This window comes from Pseudogulbenkiania ferrooxidans 2002, from assembly GCF_000174355.1.
GTDB classification, from domain to species: domain Bacteria; phylum Pseudomonadota; class Gammaproteobacteria; order Burkholderiales; family Chromobacteriaceae; genus Pseudogulbenkiania; species Pseudogulbenkiania ferrooxidans.
On the sequence record NZ_ACIS01000002.1, the window covers coordinates 106,253 to 120,094 of the forward strand.

Below are 13,842 nucleotides of genomic sequence, written 5' to 3' on the forward strand. Positions count from 1 at the left end.
CCTGGTTCGCCACCACCGGACGTGTGCCCGGCTCGCTCATGCTCCAGCCCGCTCCGACGCCAGTATCTCGATGACGGTATCCACCAGAGGATTGTTCCGCGCTGTGCTCCAGGCCACGGCCGTGGTCACGACATTAACGTTTTCCAGCAAGGGCCGCACCACGACGTTGGCCGGGGCGAGCTGTTCCAGCGCCCGTGGCACCAGCGCGATGCCCTGACCGCAACCGACGAAGGCGATCTGGGACGACACCGAGCGCACCTCGTGCAGGATGCGAGGCGAAAAGCCGTGGCCTCGGCAGGACGACACAAGGCTATCGAAATGCACTGGGCTGACTTGCCGCGAGAACATCACGAAACTCTCTTCGGCCAACTCCGCCAGTCTGATGCCCGGCCGCTCGGCGAGCGGATGGTTGCGTGGGAGCGCCACCGCCAGCTTGTCCTCCATGAGCGGCATCGTCCGGATCGTCGTCCCCAGATCCCCTTCCAATCGGGCAAATGCCAGATCAATATCCCCGGCTTCCAACGCGGGAAGGGCTTCCACACTATCGATTTCCTTCACCGACACCGTGAGCATCGGGTAGTCGGCTTTCAGCTTCTCGATCAAGGCGGGCAGCACATCCAGCATGGCCGAGGTGATGGCGCCGATGGTCAGCACGCCGGTCTGTCCGCCTGCCGCCTCCCGGACCGCTAGCTCCAGCCGCTCCAGTTGCTCGGCGAATTTGCGCACCGCAGGCAGGATGGCGGCCCCAACCGGGGTGAGCTGCGCGCCACGGCGTGAGCGCTCGAACAGCTTCACCTTCAGGGCCTGTTCCAGTACCTGGATCTGTTCGGTCAGCGGGGGTTGCGACATCCCCAGGCGTTTGGCGGCGCGGCCGAAATGCTGCTCCTCGGCGACCGCGAGAAACAGCCAGAGATGTCGTATGAGTCGGAAGTTGATCATGGCTTATTGATAGTTTAGACGTATCGAAACATTCCATTCTTCGGAATTTACGTATCGAACTGTAAGCCTGAAAGTACAGGGACCGCAACACTTGTCACGGAGACATGATGAGCCAGTCCACGATACTCGATCGACTAGCCGCAATCGACACCAACACGGTGTCCGACGCGCTCGATTTCCTGCGCCTGCCCGGTGCCACCTTCGGCCTGCGCCCACTGTGGGACTGTCCCAAGATCGTCGGCCGCGCCAGCACGGTACAACTGGGACCGAAGACCGACGCCGCGCCGACGGTGCACCTGATTTCCCCAGTCATTGCCGAGATCGACAGCAACGACCGTGTCTTGGTCATCGCCGGAGGCGTGGACGGCATCTCCTGCTGGGGCGATATCCTCGCCAATGCGGCGCAAATGAAAGGGATTCGCGGTTCGGTCATTGACGGTATGAGCCGCGACATCGACGGCAGCGCGTCCATCGACTACCCGGTGTACGGACGCGGCGTGACCATGATCAGCGCGCGTAACCGCGTGATCCAGCTGTCTTCCGGCCAGGCGATCCAGGTCGCCGGGGTGACCGTGCACGAAAACGACTACGTCATCGCCGACAACTGCGGCACGGTGTTCGTCCCCGCTGCCCACATCGAGGAAGTGCTCGACCTGGCCGAGCGTATCGCCCGCCGCCAGGACGGCATGGTGCAGGCCGTCCGCAGCGGCCGCTCGGTGGAAGAAGTGATGCACGACAAGGAATTCGAAGCGATCAAGGTAGGAGCCGCACAATGAATCACGAAGATCAAGAACTGGTAGCTCTGTTTCAAGGGCTGGATACCCCGGGCGTATCCGATGCGATGGACAAGCTGGGCCTGCCGGGCCAGTGCCTCGGCGTCATGCCGCTCGACAACTACAAGCAAGTCGTCGTCGGCCCGGCGTTCACGGTCAAGTATGTGTCCGCGAGCACTCCGGCCGGCACCGTGGGCGACTTCATCGATGATGTGGCCGCCGGTGACGTGGTGGTGATCGACAACGACGGGCGCACCGACTGCACCGTGTGGGGCGACATCATGACCCAGTACGCCGGTAGCCGAAAGATCGCCGCCACCGTGATCGACGGCGTCTGCCGCGATGTCAGCAAGGCGCTGGGCGATGGCTATCCGCTGTTCACCATGGGCCGGTTCATGCGCACCGGCAAGGACCGGGTCCAGGTCGAGGCCGTCAACGGCACGGTCTCGATCGGGACGGCGCGTGTGTCTGCACGCGACATCGTGGTGGCCGACGCCAACGGCGTGGTCGTGGTCCCGCGTGATCGTGCCCGCGAGGTGGCGGAACTGGCGCGCAAGATCGAAACCGTCGAAGCGGAAATCCGCAACCAGATCGCGCAGGGCAAGACGCTTAGTGAAGCGCGCGAAGCCTTGGGTTACCACACTCTGCAAAGGAAAGCATGATGAGCCAGCACTCTGCCCAGCCGGCGCTACCGGCCGATTTCGCGGAGCGCTGCCAGGCGCTCGGCAGCTCCACCCTCTATGAAGCCTCCGGCCTGCCGTGCGCGGTGGACCCGCAAATTAGCAGCATCTGGAGCGGCGCCTTCATCGCGGCGCCGGCCTACCCCCTGGTGTGCTCGCCGGGCGATAACCTGTCCATCCACATTGCCCTCGAACGCGCGCCGCGCGGCAGCGTGCTGGTGGTTGACGCCAGCAGCTTCATCGCCGGCTATTGGGGCGAGGTACTGACCGTTGCCGCCGAAGCGGCCGGCGTGGTCGGCCTGGTGATAAATGGCGGGGTACGCGACATCGCCGCCATCACCAAGCGGGGTTTCCCGGTGTTTGCGCGCGGCGTTTCAGTGCGCGGCACTGTCAAAGCCAGTGCCCCGTCGATCGGCTCCCCGATCCTGTTCGCCGGTGCGCCGGTAGCGCCTGGCGACCTGGTCGTGGCCGACGATGACGGTGTAGTCATCATCCCCGCCGGCGAAGCCGAACGTACGATCGTCGCCGGTGAGGCGCGTGCCGCCAAGGAAGCGGAAATGATGAAACAACTAGCCAACGGCGCCACCACCCTGGAGCTGATGGGGCTGGGCGTCTGGAGGGAGAAGGCATGAACGAGCAGCGTCTGAACATCCACCTGGCCAGTGCCAAGTCTTCTGCCACTTATCGAGTGATGGACCGTGTCGCGGCACGTCGCGCGGCGGGAGCCAAGATCATCTCGCTGTGCGCGGGCGAGCCGGACTTCGATACCCCGACGCATATCCGCGCCGCCGCGATCAGCGCCATCAACAACGGCCACACCCGCTACACCCAGGTCGCCGGCATCCGCGCCCTGCGCGAAGCCATTGCCGACAAGTTCCGGCGCGAGAACGGCCTCGATTTCGACTGGCAGGACACTATCGTCTGCTCAGGCGGCAAGCAGGTCATCTTCAATGCCCTGGCGGCCACGCTGAACCAGGGCGACGAGGTCATCGTGCCGGCGCCGTACTGGGTGAGCTATCCCGAGATCGTCCAGCTTTGCGGTGCCCAGTCGGTCATCGTGCCGTGCGGCAGCGAGACAAGTTTCAAGCTGACCCCGCAAGCCCTGGTGGCGGCCATCACCCCGCGTACGCGCTGGCTGATCCTCAACTCGCCGTCCAATCCGACCGGTGCGGTCTACAGCCACGAAGAACTGGCGGCGCTCGCCGAGGTGTTGCTGGCCAACCCGCATGTGCTGGTGCTGTCGGATGATATCTACGAGCACCTGATTTTCGACGACGCGCGCTTTTATACCATCGCGCAGGTCGAGCCGCGCCTGGAGGAACGGACGCTGACGATGAACGGTGTGTCCAAGGCGTACGCGATGACCGGCTGGCGTATCGGTTTCGCCACCGGCCCGCGCTGGCTGCTCGAGGCGATGGAAAAACTGCAAGGCCAGCAGACCTCGGGTGCGTGTTCCATTTCCCAGCACGCGGCGCTGGCTGCACTGACCGGCCCACAGGATTTCATCCATGAAACCCGCGCCGTGTTCGAAGGGCGTCGCAACATGATGGTGCAGATGCTCAACGACACCCCCGGCCTCAGCTGCACGGTGCCGGGAGGGGCCTTCTATGCCTTTGCCTCGTGCGAGGGGATGCTCGGGCGGACCACCCCGGCCGGCACCTTGCTGGCAACGGACGAAGACGTGGCCAATGCACTGCTCGACGAAGCCAACGTGGCAGTAGTGCCCGGCAGCGCCTTCGGGCTGGCACCGTACCTCCGCATCGCGTACGCGCTGGATAACGATTCGCTAAAGCAGGCCTGCGAGGCGATCGGGCGTTTCAGTCACTCGCTGCGCTGAGTTCTTTCGTGAGTCCGTAAAGGCGCTGCGATGATGGTCATGTAGCGCCTGACGAATCCCAGTCCTCCACACCTTCCGCCGCATGAAAACCTCAAACATTCAGGCTGCTGAAGGTGTGCTATGGGCTGGGACTTCATGGCCAAGTAAAAACGTGTTCCCTGCCAAAATTAACCACCCATTTAAGTTTTAACGCCTCCGGCCCGGGGTATTTCCACGAATATGCCGATATCCGTCTCGCCCGAGGAGAGCGCCGCAACCACGTCCTCCCCCAGTTTTTCTTCCAGGCTGATACGCACCAGTGGCTGGGCCTGCAGGAAAGCGGCCAGATCGTGAGGCAGGAACTGGATGATGGCCGAGGTGTTGGCCCACACGCGCACACCGACCGCGAAATCGCCCATCTCGTTGGCCATGAGATTGACCGTGTCCAGCACGGCACGCGCATGGCGGAGCAGTTCATGGCTGGCAGGGGTCAGTGCCAGCCCGCGCGGCATCCGGACGAATAGCGCGCAATCCACGGTGCGTGCCAGATCGGCAATTCGCGCCTAGGATAGGGGAGTTAACCGTCGAATAAACAAGGAGTGTGTAATGTCGTTGATTGACCATATCGATCATATCGTCTTGACCTGCGTCGACCTTGCCGCGACCAAACATTTCTATACCGAGGTGCTGCAGATGCGTCTGGAAGCCTTCGGCAACGGCCGGATCGCCTTTCGTTTCGGCAACCAGAAAATCAATATCCACCAGCGCGGTTCCGAGTTCGAGCCGAAGGCGCATCTGCCGGTATCGGGCGCGCTCGATCTGTGCTTCATCGCCAGCGTGCCGCTCGACAGGGTGATTGCTCACCTTCAGTGCTGCAACTGGCCGATCGTCGAAGGTCCGGTGGAACGAACCGGAGCCACGCAGAAGATTCGCTCGGTCTACCTGCGCGATCCCGATCTCAACTTGATCGAGATTTCTGAATTACTGAACTAAGGTCTTACCCCAGGAGCCCTTGCGTGCGTATCGAGCGCAGGGCGCCATCGCGTTCTTTTCTCGTCTAGCTTGTCATCGCCTTATGCCCAATCATTTTTTTCTGGACGGATTGTTGAATCTCACGCTGGGGGTCGGCCTCGGCCTTGGTGGAGGCATGCTCGGCATCGGTGGTGGCTTGATCGCGATTCCGGTGCTGGGACTCCTCTACGGGATGAATCAGCATCTCGCACAGGGAACAACGCTGGTCATGATTACGCCCAACGTCCTGATCGGATTTCTACGTTACCGTCAGCGCAACGATATCGATACGCGGGCGGTATTGACGATGGGCCTGACCGCCACCGTGTCGTCGTATATCGCCGCACGGTTTGCTGCCTCGCTGAACGCGCATAGCCTGCAACACGCGTTTGCCCTGTTCCTGGTCCTCTTGGCAAGCTATTTTGCATGGTTGTCGCGTAGCGATCGACATGATCGCCGGCCTGCTGTGATGTTGCCTGCCGGATTTCATCCCCTGTTGGGCGTGGTCAGTGGCGCCATGTCCGGCATCTTTACCGTGGGCGGAGGGCTGGTTGTCGTTCCGGCACTGGTGACGTTGTTTGGATTCACGCAGACTCAGGCTCAGGGCATGGCACTAGCGCTGGTGGTGCCGGGCGCTCTGGCTGCGTTGTTGTCGTATACGCAAGCTGGCAACGTCGACTGGGGTGTTGGCATCCCCCTTGCAATCGGTGGCGTGCTCAGTGTGTCATGGGGCGTTGCTCTCGCACATAAGCTTTCGGCAGCACGGCTGCGATTGGCTTTTTGCGCGGTATTGGTCGGCTCCGCCGTGATGATGCTTGCCTTGAAATGAAGCGGCCGCCGTCGATCACGGACGCCGTTTCACAGACTCTTGCCTGGCCATGCGGCGTCGGAATGCTGAGCCGGCGGCGTCCATGGCGGCTTGATTAGCGGAGGAGAGTAGACGCTCCACTCTGATTGGCCGCTTCCGCCATCCCTTTCAGGGTGACTCGAGGAGTATGTCTCTCAAGGCTACCGATAATGGGGCCCGCACGGATGAGCGCAGCCACAGAAGCCCTACATTGCGGGTAGGGCACGGCTCAGGCAATGGCCAATACCGCGTTCCTGCATCCTGAGCTACCACTTGCGGACATTTCGGAAGTATCGAAACCCCAAGACCTTCGGCAACAAACTTGGCGATCACCTCGGTCCCGTCCAGCTCGAACTGGGCTTTGGGGTTGATGCCGTGTTGCTGCAGGAATATGTCGACAAGCTTCCCGACCATAAATGAACGATCGAAACGGATGAATGGCTCGCGAGCAATGACGTCCAGAGGGTCGTCGACCCTCATCGAGGCCGGGGTTACCAATACAAGCGGCTCTTCTCGCAACAAGGCCCAGTCGCAAGACTTGGGAAACGGGAACAAGGGATCCCCAATGACTGCTGCGTCGACGTCACTGTCGGCAACGCGCTGCACGAGGGGGACGGAATCGCCTGGCTGAATGAAAATCTCTATGTCGGTGTAGCGCCGATTCCACTCTCGAAGCGCCGGGGGCAGCAAGCCCATGAGTGCCGAATACGTGGCACCCAAGCGGAGTGGCCCCGCAGGCAGCGCATCGCTCGCCGCCACCGTGCACATGTCCTTGGCTTCACGGACAACAAGGCGGGCACGATCCAACATGCGATAACCAGCCTCAGTGGGCTTTGCGGTGTGACCCACCCGGCCCAATAGACGGCAGCCGACCTCTTTTTCAAGTGCCTTGATCTGCTGAGCGATAGTCGTGGGTGCTACATCCAGAATACGCGCGGCGGCAGCGACAGACCCCGCATCCACTACGGCCAGGTAGGTTTCCAAGAACTTGATCTCCATGAACGTATATTACGTAGATCAAACCCTGGTTTCAACGCTTTTCACTGCTCAACACTTTATCTACTCTGGACGTACTTAAACGGAGGTGAAGTGGTTGGTGGTTCTATCTGGCACTCACTCTCCAGTTTCAAACTCACAAAAGGGAATACTGGACAAATGAATAGCGAAACACCGGACCCGTTTGATATTCGCGTGATAAGGCAAGCGGCCGAGCGACTTTCTGGGCAAGTTGTTCGTACCCCTGTATTGAATTCCCCAATGCTGGATGGCTTGAATGACTGCCGTATATTCGTCAAGGCTGAGTCACTGCAACTGACTGGCTCGTTCAAGATCCGTGGAGCATTGAATAAGATCCTTTCTATGGACCCCAAAGATCTTCATGGGGGGGTCCTTACGTACTCTGCTGGAAATCATGGGCAAGCCGTTGCCGCTGGGGCAAAGCTTGTTGGTTGCCCAGTAGTGGTTGTTTTGCCAAATACCGCACCTGCCATTAAGGTTGAAAACTGCCGCTGGTGGGGGGCGGAAATCGTTCTTTACGATCCTGTCACGCAAATGCGTGAAGAAGTGATGGATGAAATTGCACGGCAGCGTGGAATGACCTTTATTTCGCCTTTCGATGATTTTGATGTCATGGCAGGGCAGGGCACGGTGGGGCTGGAACTGTGCGAGCAGATGAAAGAATTAGGTGAGGAGCCTGATGCGGTAGTGATCAACTGCAGTGGAGGTGGGTTGGCCTCGGGAGTGGTTACGGCTGTCAGTGCTTATTATCCAAAGGCCGAGTTTTATATCGTCGAAATTAATGGCGCTGAAAAGATGGCAAATTCAATCATGACAGGGGCGCCACAAAGAGTCACGCCACCACTCACCGTGATGGATGGGATAGCCGGGCCGGTTGCCGGTAACCGTACTCTTTCCGTTCTAATGCAGCACAAGGTGAAGTGCCTGAGCACCAATGACGAGGAAGCACTAGGAGCGGTCTCTGCGGCGTTCCGTATGCTGAAACTGGTGGTCGAGCCAGGCGGGGCTGCAAGCTTGGCTGCCGTCTTAAGCAAAAAGTCCCATTGGACTGGGAAAAATATTGCAGTCATCTGTTCTGGCGGCAATGCCGATCCTGACATCTTCTCCCGTGCGATCACGTCTACCGTGCGCTAGCTTTTCACTCTTTTCCGGAGATATATCATGACACCTGAAGAAAAACTCGCTGAGCTGGGGTTCCAGCTTCCCCCCGTTTTGCCTCCCAACGGCAACTATATCCCGTACCGCCTGGTCGGCAACATGCTTTACCTGTCGGGTCATGGACCGAGACTTCCTGACAATACCTACCGCTTGGGAAGAATCGAATCGTCTGCACAAGTCCACGCAGGATACTTGGATGCGCAATTGGTCGCATTAAACATGCTTGCCACCATCAAATTGGCTCTCGGGGATCTGAGCCGGGTGGAAGCGGTAGTAAAGCTTTTCGGTATGGTGAACTCTGGCCCGGACTTTAAGCAGCATCCCAAGGTTATTGATGGGTGCTCTGATGTTTTTGTTAATGTGTTCGGAGAGAAAGGCAGGCATCCCCGAGCAGCAGTCGGCATGAGTTCTCTGCCTCATGGGATGTCCGTGGAAATTGAGGCTATTCTGCTGGTAAATTGACCAGGTGGCCAATGGTTAAATGGCTCTTCATATGGAGGGCCTCTTCATCCTTGTTTATTTTATAAAAAAAATCACATTTTCTGTGAGCATTACAGACAAACTAAAGGAGAAATAGTATGAGTAAATCATTCAAGCTTCTGCCTGCAGCAGTTCTTGCCTTCTCCATGATTTCTGTCAGCTCTGCTGCTGAGTTGACCGGCACACTGAAGAAGATCAAGGAAACCGGCGCCATCGTACTCGCCCACCGCGATGCGGCCATCCCCTTCTCCTATCTCGACAACGACCAGAAGCCGATCGGCTATTCCTGGGAGATCGCCAATGCCGTCGCCGAGCGGGTTAGTAAAGAGCTGAACATGCCGTCTCTTGTAGTTCGCACGAATCTGGTGACTGCTCAAACTCGTATTCCTCTCATTCAGAATGGGACCGTTGACCTTGAGTGCGGTTCGACCACCAACAACGTTGAGCGTCAGAGGCAGGTAGACTTCTCCGTCGGCATCTTCGTCACGGGAACTCGTCTGCTGACCAAGAAGACCTCGGGCGTCAAGGACTTTGCTGATCTCAAGAGCAAGAACGTGGTGACTACCGCAGGCACCACCGCCGAGCGGCTGCTCAAAGCCATGAACGCCGACAAACAGATGGACATGAACATTATCTCGGCCAAAGACCATGGCGAATCGTTCCAGATGCTGCAGTCAGGCCGTGCCAGCGCATTTATTGTGGATGACGTCATTGAAGCAGGCTTGATGACCATATCCAAAAACCCTTCCGAGTGGGCGATTACCGGCAAGCCCCAGTCAGTAGAGAATTATGGCTGCATGCTGCGCAAGGATGACCCGGCCTTCAAGAAGGTGGTCGACGACGCCATCAAGGACCTGTACAAATCCGGCGCGATCAACAAGCTGTACGCCAAGTGGTTCCTGCACCCGATTCCGCCCAAGGGCCTGAACATGAACTTCCCGATGTCGAAGGAACTGAAGGCCTTGATCGCCAAGCCGACCGACAAGCCGGCTGAGTCGTTGTAAGTCGCGTCCTGCCATAAGCAAAGTGTGTAACGAGGCCGCCGGGGATGCCTGGCGGCCGCTTGGAGTGCGGGCATGCCCGCGCTTATTTGGAGGACTCGATGAATTACCACTGGAACTGGAATGTCTTCTTCCAGCCCACCGGCATAGGCAAGGAAATCTACCTGGACTGGTTCGTCACTGGCTTCGGTTGGACCGTGGCAGTGGCGCTAGTGGCTTGGGTAATTGCCCTGGCCATCGGCTCGGTGCTCGGCGTGATGCGCACCCTGCCTGATAGCAAGGCCACCAGCTTCGCCTCTGCCTATGTGGCGCTGTTCCGCAATGTACCGCTGCTGGTGCAGCTGTTTGTCTGGTACTTCCTGGTGCCGGATTGGCTGCCGGAATCGGCACAGACCTGGTTCAAGCAGGATTTGTCGCCGACCACGTCGGCCTATATCTCCGTTGTGGTGTGCCTAGCGTTGTTCACCGCCGCGCGGGTCTGCGAGCAGGTACGCACCGGCATCCAGGCGCTGCCCAAGGGGCAGAGCCATGCCGCGCTGGCGATGGGGTTCAGCCGCGTGCAGATCTACCGCCATGTGCTGCTGCCGCAAGCGTTTCGCATCATCATTCCGCCGTTGACGACCGAGTTTCTGGCCATCTTCAAGAACTCGTCGGTGGCCTCGCTGATTGGCCTGATGGAGTTGCTGGCGCAGACCAAGCAGACCGCCGAATTCACGGCCAACATCTTCGAAGCCTTCACGCTGGCGACGGTGATCTACTTCGTGCTCAACATGAGCCTGATGAAGCTGATGGGTCGGGTCGAGGACAGACTGCGCGTTCCCGGCCTGATGGGAGGTAAATAATGGATTTTTCCCAAATCCTCCCTGCGCTGCCCGGGCTGTGGCAGGGCATGGCGCTGACACTGCAGCTGCTGATCCTGGCGGTGCTGGGCGGCGTTGCCCTCGGTACGCTGATCGCGCTGGGGCGCTTGTCGCACCACCGGCTCCTGGCCAGCGCCGCCAAACTCTACGTCAACTACTTCCGCTCGATCCCGCTCTTGCTGGTGATCTCGTGGTTCTACCTGGTGGTACCGCTGGTGCTGCAGTGGCTCACCGGCAACCCTTCGCCGGTCGGGCCGTTCACCTCGTGTCTGGTGGCGTTCGTGATGTTCGAGGCGGCCTACTTCGCCGAGATCGTCCGTGCCGGCATCCAGTCGATTCCGAAAGGGCAGGCCGGCGCCGCCTATGCTATCGGCATGAGCTACGGCCAGGTGATGCGGCTGGTGATCCTGCCGCAGGCCTTCCGCAAGATGACGCCACTGCTGTTGCAGCAGAGCATCATCCTGTTTCAGGACACCTCGTTGGTGTACGCGGTCGGCTTGATGGATTTTCTCAATACGGCCCGTTCCAAGGGGGACATCATCGGCCAGCCGGACCAGTTCCTGCTGTTGGCCGGTGCGGTTTACTTCGTGAGTAGCTTCGCGGCCTCGGCTTTGGTGAAGCGGCTGCAGCAAAGGTTGGCAATATGAGCGCGATGATTCGGATCAACAACGTCAGCAAGTGGTACGGCGAGTTTCAGGTACTGACCGAGTGCACCACTCAGGTCGCCAAGGGTGAAGTGGTGGTGGTATGCGGGCCGTCCGGCTCCGGCAAGTCGACGCTGATCAAGTGTGTCAATGCGCTGGAAGCGTTTCAGAAGGGCGAGATCATCGTCGACGGCACCTCGGTGGGCGATGCGAAGACCGATCTCCCCAAGCTGCGCAGCCGTGTGGGCATGGTGTTCCAGCATTTCGAGCTGTTTCCGCATCTGTCGATCACCGACAACCTCGCCATCGCGCAGGTCAAGGTGCTGGGGCGCAGCCAGGACGAGGCGACCGAGAAGGGGCTGAAACTGCTCAACCGCGTCGGCCTCAAGGCCCACGCGCACAAGTATCCCGGCCAGCTGTCCGGTGGCCAGCAGCAGCGCGTGGCGATTGCCCGCGCCCTGTCGATGGACCCGATCGCGATGCTGTTCGACGAGCCGACCTCGGCGCTCGACCCGGAGATGATCAACGAGGTGCTGGACGTGATGACGGAACTGGCCCAGGAAGGGATGACCATGATGTGCGTGACACACGAGATGGGCTTTGCCCGCCGGGTGGCCAACCGGGTGATCTTCATGGACCGAGGTCAGATCATCGAGGACTGTGGCAAGGAGGAGTTCTTCGGCAGTCCGCGCTCCGAGCGCGCAGTGCAGTTCCTCTCGAAGATTCTGCAGCACTGATCGTCTGATCGATCAATAACATTGCCAGAGTTGTTCCCTGAGCCGCCTTTGCCCCTGTGCGAAGGCGGCTTTACTGCTAGCACACTTCCTTATTAATAATCGAAGGAGATGACCCCAGCCTTGAATGGCCTGGTCTTGCGAATGAGTTGTTTGTCCCGGATAAACCGGAGGACGGTCTCGATGGTTTTATCACGTCTACAGTCGGCAGACAGGATGAATGCCAAGTTCCGCTGGCAAGTCATCGGCAGACTGCAGACATTCACCTCCGGCGGCTCGGGAAAAATGGATAGGCGGGGCAGAATCGAAAAGCCGAGACCTTCAGCGACCAGCCCCACGATTCCGCTTTCATTCGCTTGCTTGCGCACCGGAACATTGGTGAAGCCGTTGGCCCGACATTGTTCGATGACCCACTGCATCCCCTGAGCCGAGAGTTGGATAAAGGGGAGGTGAGCCAGTTGGTTCCAGTCCAGTGGATGGGTAATCATCACGGATGAGGGCAAGACCAGGACGTAGTCGTCATGTACGAAGGGAAGGCTGATCAGGCCTTTGTCCGCCGTCATCCTGATGACACCGATATCAGCCAGCCCTTGCTTCACATGGGTCGCGATTTCCAGGTAGTCGGGAAAGCCATCATCCACCTCAACGTGGATCTGCGGGTATTCCCGAGACAGAGACTCCAGCGCTGGCGGGATCAAGTAGGTGCCAGCACTGCGAAAGCAGGCTATGCGAACCTTGCCGGCCAATGACCCGAGATGCTGGGCCGAATCCATCATGCTTTGCCCGATGTGAAGCATTTGTCTGGCCTTGGCCACGACCGGATGCCCGGCTTCCGTCAGTGTGCACCCCGCTCTAGAACGATGCAAAAGTCTGGTTCCCAAACTGGTCTCCAGCTCGGAAATGGCATGGCTGATCCGGGACTGGGTACAGTCCAATTCTGTAGCTGCCGCACTGAATCCGCCAAAATCGACAACCGCGACTAACATCTCCAACTGGCTGAGTTTAATTTTCAGCATGCGCACCTTACGCCTGACTCTGGCTGTTTATCTTCCATCGAAATTTATCATACATAAAAATGAGCTATCGCTATTTTCGGTATCGTCCCTATGCCTGAGTCTGGAAGATGGAGGCTGACTTGATGATCATTGGCACAGGATAAAGGACGATAATATGGACGCACTGACAACACTTGCTGCCGTTCTGGGCATCTACATCCCTGTCATCGTCACTCCGGGGCCCAATTTCCTGGTGGTAACACAGACGGCGATTTCCTCATCACGCGAGCAGAGCATCCATACCGCGCTGGGGGTTGCCCTGGGCAGTACCATCATGGCCTGCTTAGCGGTTAGCGGTATGAACCTCCTCTTGCAGAGTTTTCCGCAGATACAGTTCGTCATCCATGTAATGGGTGGTAGCTATCTCCTGTATCTGGCCTGCAAAGTATGGCGTGAAGGCGGCAAGCCCGCTGTGGAGCAACACAGCGTGATATCCCAGAACAGCGGGCAGTCATTCCGTCGCGGCCTGATAACCAACCTGACCAATCCCAAGGCATTGGCTTTTTTTTCAACCATCTTTGCCACGGTACTGACCCCGACCTCTCCCACCTGGGTGAAGGTCGTATGCGTGATGGCAATTGGCCTTATTTCGACTTTCTGGCATCTGTTCCTCGCCACTCTCTTTGCCACGAAACGCATTCAAATGAAGTACAACAACTTCCGGGGGATGATCCATTTGATCGCCGCTACTGTATTAGCCCTGTTCGGAGCTGGGCTGCTTATCCTCTGAAGGTACAGGTGGTGATCATGGTCTGGTTCGAGAGAGTGGTCGCGGCATTTGGCGAAAGAACAAAAAAATCCCCGTTCCTCTTGCGAGAAACGGGGCA

Annotated in this window: 17 protein-coding genes; 13 read left to right on the forward strand and 4 right to left on the reverse strand. The window is 58.9% G+C overall.

Translation table 11 applies throughout. The features are described 5' to 3' along the window. Positions 1-36: 36 nt before the first annotated feature. Positions 37-939 (reverse strand): LysR family transcriptional regulator, encoded by a 903-nt coding sequence (locus tag FURADRAFT_RS03220; RefSeq protein WP_008952672.1) that lies wholly within the window; start codon positions 937-939, stop codon positions 37-39. Between the two features lie 104 nt (positions 940-1,043). Between FURADRAFT_RS03220 and FURADRAFT_RS03225 the strand changes: the two genes are divergently transcribed. Genes FURADRAFT_RS03225 through FURADRAFT_RS03240 form a run of 4 tightly spaced genes read left to right on the forward strand, consistent with a single transcriptional unit; the run spans position 1,044 to position 4,229 of the window. Further along, the gene (locus tag FURADRAFT_RS03225) at positions 1,044-1,715 is read left to right on the forward strand and encodes an RraA family protein (protein WP_201441918.1); all 672 of its coding nucleotides are present in this window, start codon (positions 1,044-1,046) and stop codon (positions 1,713-1,715) included. Beyond that, positions 1,712-2,374 carry an RraA family protein gene (locus FURADRAFT_RS03230; protein WP_008952674.1) on the forward strand — a complete coding sequence of 221 codons (663 nt, stop codon included), beginning with the start codon at positions 1,712-1,714 and terminating at the stop codon, positions 2,372-2,374. The genes FURADRAFT_RS03225 and FURADRAFT_RS03230 overlap by 4 nt, the downstream gene beginning before the upstream one ends. After that, on the forward strand, positions 2,374-3,024 hold the full coding sequence (locus FURADRAFT_RS03235; RefSeq protein WP_008952675.1) for an RraA family protein: 651 nt from the start codon (positions 2,374-2,376) through the stop codon (positions 3,022-3,024). The genes FURADRAFT_RS03230 and FURADRAFT_RS03235 overlap by 1 nt, the downstream gene beginning before the upstream one ends. Continuing rightward, on the forward strand, positions 3,021-4,229 hold the full coding sequence (locus FURADRAFT_RS03240) for a pyridoxal phosphate-dependent aminotransferase (RefSeq protein ID WP_008952676.1): 1,209 nt from the start codon (positions 3,021-3,023) through the stop codon (positions 4,227-4,229). The genes FURADRAFT_RS03235 and FURADRAFT_RS03240 overlap by 4 nt, the downstream gene beginning before the upstream one ends. A 179-nt stretch (positions 4,230-4,408) precedes the next feature. On the opposite strand, the gene FURADRAFT_RS03245 is transcribed toward FURADRAFT_RS03240, so the two are convergent. Then, positions 4,409-4,744, reverse strand: coding sequence for a LysR substrate-binding domain-containing protein (locus FURADRAFT_RS03245; RefSeq protein WP_201441919.1), 336 nt, complete (start codon positions 4,742-4,744; stop codon positions 4,409-4,411). A 70-nt stretch (positions 4,745-4,814) separates the two neighbouring features. Between FURADRAFT_RS03245 and FURADRAFT_RS03250 the strand changes: the two genes are divergently transcribed. Together FURADRAFT_RS03250 and FURADRAFT_RS03255 are read left to right on the forward strand one after the other, a co-directional pair. After that, the gene (locus FURADRAFT_RS03250; protein WP_008952678.1) at positions 4,815-5,201 is read left to right on the forward strand and encodes a VOC family protein; all 387 of its coding nucleotides are present in this window, start codon (positions 4,815-4,817) and stop codon (positions 5,199-5,201) included. 112 nt (positions 5,202-5,313) lie between these two features. Next, positions 5,314-6,048, forward strand: coding sequence for a sulfite exporter TauE/SafE family protein (locus tag FURADRAFT_RS03255; RefSeq protein WP_236261521.1), 735 nt, complete (start codon positions 5,314-5,316; stop codon positions 6,046-6,048). 147 nt (positions 6,049-6,195) lie between these two features. Here the strand turns inward: FURADRAFT_RS03255 and FURADRAFT_RS03260 are convergent, their stop codons facing one another. Then, positions 6,196-7,050: a LysR family transcriptional regulator gene (locus tag FURADRAFT_RS03260; protein WP_201441920.1), complete on the reverse strand. Its 855-nt coding sequence runs from the start codon at positions 7,048-7,050 to the stop codon at positions 6,196-6,198. A 171-nt stretch (positions 7,051-7,221) separates the two neighbouring features. Between FURADRAFT_RS03260 and FURADRAFT_RS03265 the strand changes: the two genes are divergently transcribed. From FURADRAFT_RS03265 to FURADRAFT_RS03290, 6 genes are all read left to right on the forward strand, one after another. Then, on the forward strand, positions 7,222-8,217 hold the full coding sequence (locus FURADRAFT_RS03265; RefSeq protein ID WP_040652323.1) for a threonine ammonia-lyase: 996 nt from the start codon (positions 7,222-7,224) through the stop codon (positions 8,215-8,217). A 27-nt stretch (positions 8,218-8,244) separates the two neighbouring features. After that, positions 8,245-8,703: a RidA family protein gene (locus tag FURADRAFT_RS03270; RefSeq protein ID WP_008952682.1), complete on the forward strand. Its 459-nt coding sequence runs from the start codon at positions 8,245-8,247 to the stop codon at positions 8,701-8,703. Between the two features lie 116 nt (positions 8,704-8,819). Then, positions 8,820-9,725, forward strand: a complete 906-nt coding sequence (locus tag FURADRAFT_RS03275) for a glutamate/aspartate ABC transporter substrate-binding protein (protein WP_008952683.1) — start codon at positions 8,820-8,822, stop codon at positions 9,723-9,725. Positions 9,726-9,823: 98 nt separating this feature from the next. Further along, positions 9,824-10,564, forward strand: a complete 741-nt coding sequence (locus tag FURADRAFT_RS03280) for an amino acid ABC transporter permease (RefSeq protein WP_040652326.1) — start codon at positions 9,824-9,826, stop codon at positions 10,562-10,564. Next, complete coding sequence (locus tag FURADRAFT_RS03285) at positions 10,564-11,229, forward strand: amino acid ABC transporter permease (protein WP_008952685.1); 666 nt, start codon at positions 10,564-10,566, stop codon at positions 11,227-11,229. Before FURADRAFT_RS03280 ends, FURADRAFT_RS03285 begins: the two co-directional genes overlap by 1 nt. 5 nt (positions 11,230-11,234) lie before the next feature. Continuing rightward, positions 11,235-11,963 carry an amino acid ABC transporter ATP-binding protein gene (locus FURADRAFT_RS03290; RefSeq protein ID WP_040652330.1) on the forward strand — a complete coding sequence of 243 codons (729 nt, stop codon included), beginning with the start codon at positions 11,235-11,237 and terminating at the stop codon, positions 11,961-11,963. Between the two features lie 92 nt (positions 11,964-12,055). Here the strand turns inward: FURADRAFT_RS03290 and FURADRAFT_RS03295 are convergent, their stop codons facing one another. Beyond that, positions 12,056-12,976 (reverse strand): LysR family transcriptional regulator, encoded by a 921-nt coding sequence (locus FURADRAFT_RS03295; protein ID WP_008952687.1) that lies wholly within the window; start codon positions 12,974-12,976, stop codon positions 12,056-12,058. Positions 12,977-13,130: 154 nt separating this feature from the next. Here FURADRAFT_RS03295 and FURADRAFT_RS03300 point away from each other — a divergent pair, with 154 nt between their 5' ends. Next, positions 13,131-13,745: a LysE family translocator gene (locus tag FURADRAFT_RS03300; protein ID WP_008952688.1), complete on the forward strand. Its 615-nt coding sequence runs from the start codon at positions 13,131-13,133 to the stop codon at positions 13,743-13,745. Positions 13,746-13,842 lie beyond the last annotated feature (97 nt).

Bases quoted from the DNA above. Each gene is read 5' to 3' on its own strand.
- FURADRAFT_RS03220 (WP_008952672.1), bottom strand. From the start codon at position 939: ATGATCAACTTCCGACTCATACGACATCTCTGGCTGTTTCTCGCGGTC.
- FURADRAFT_RS03225 (WP_201441918.1), top strand. From the start codon at position 1,044: ATGATGAGCCAGTCCACGATACTCGATCGACTAGCCGCAATCGACACC.
- FURADRAFT_RS03230 (WP_008952674.1), top strand. From the start codon at position 1,712: ATGAATCACGAAGATCAAGAACTGGTAGCTCTGTTTCAAGGGCTGGAT.
- FURADRAFT_RS03235 (WP_008952675.1), top strand. From the start codon at position 2,374: ATGAGCCAGCACTCTGCCCAGCCGGCGCTACCGGCCGATTTCGCGGAG.
- FURADRAFT_RS03240 (WP_008952676.1), top strand. From the start codon at position 3,021: ATGAACGAGCAGCGTCTGAACATCCACCTGGCCAGTGCCAAGTCTTCT.
- FURADRAFT_RS03250 (WP_008952678.1), top strand. From the start codon at position 4,815: ATGTCGTTGATTGACCATATCGATCATATCGTCTTGACCTGCGTCGAC.
- FURADRAFT_RS03265 (WP_040652323.1), top strand. From the start codon at position 7,222: ATGAATAGCGAAACACCGGACCCGTTTGATATTCGCGTGATAAGGCAA.
- FURADRAFT_RS03270 (WP_008952682.1), top strand. From the start codon at position 8,245: ATGACACCTGAAGAAAAACTCGCTGAGCTGGGGTTCCAGCTTCCCCCC.
- FURADRAFT_RS03275 (WP_008952683.1), top strand. From the start codon at position 8,820: ATGAGTAAATCATTCAAGCTTCTGCCTGCAGCAGTTCTTGCCTTCTCC.
- FURADRAFT_RS03280 (WP_040652326.1), top strand. From the start codon at position 9,824: ATGAATTACCACTGGAACTGGAATGTCTTCTTCCAGCCCACCGGCATA.
- FURADRAFT_RS03285 (WP_008952685.1), top strand. From the start codon at position 10,564: ATGGATTTTTCCCAAATCCTCCCTGCGCTGCCCGGGCTGTGGCAGGGC.
- FURADRAFT_RS03290 (WP_040652330.1), top strand. From the start codon at position 11,235: ATGATTCGGATCAACAACGTCAGCAAGTGGTACGGCGAGTTTCAGGTA.
- FURADRAFT_RS03295 (WP_008952687.1), bottom strand. From the start codon at position 12,976: ATGCTGAAAATTAAACTCAGCCAGTTGGAGATGTTAGTCGCGGTTGTC.
- FURADRAFT_RS03300 (WP_008952688.1), top strand. From the start codon at position 13,131: ATGGACGCACTGACAACACTTGCTGCCGTTCTGGGCATCTACATCCCT.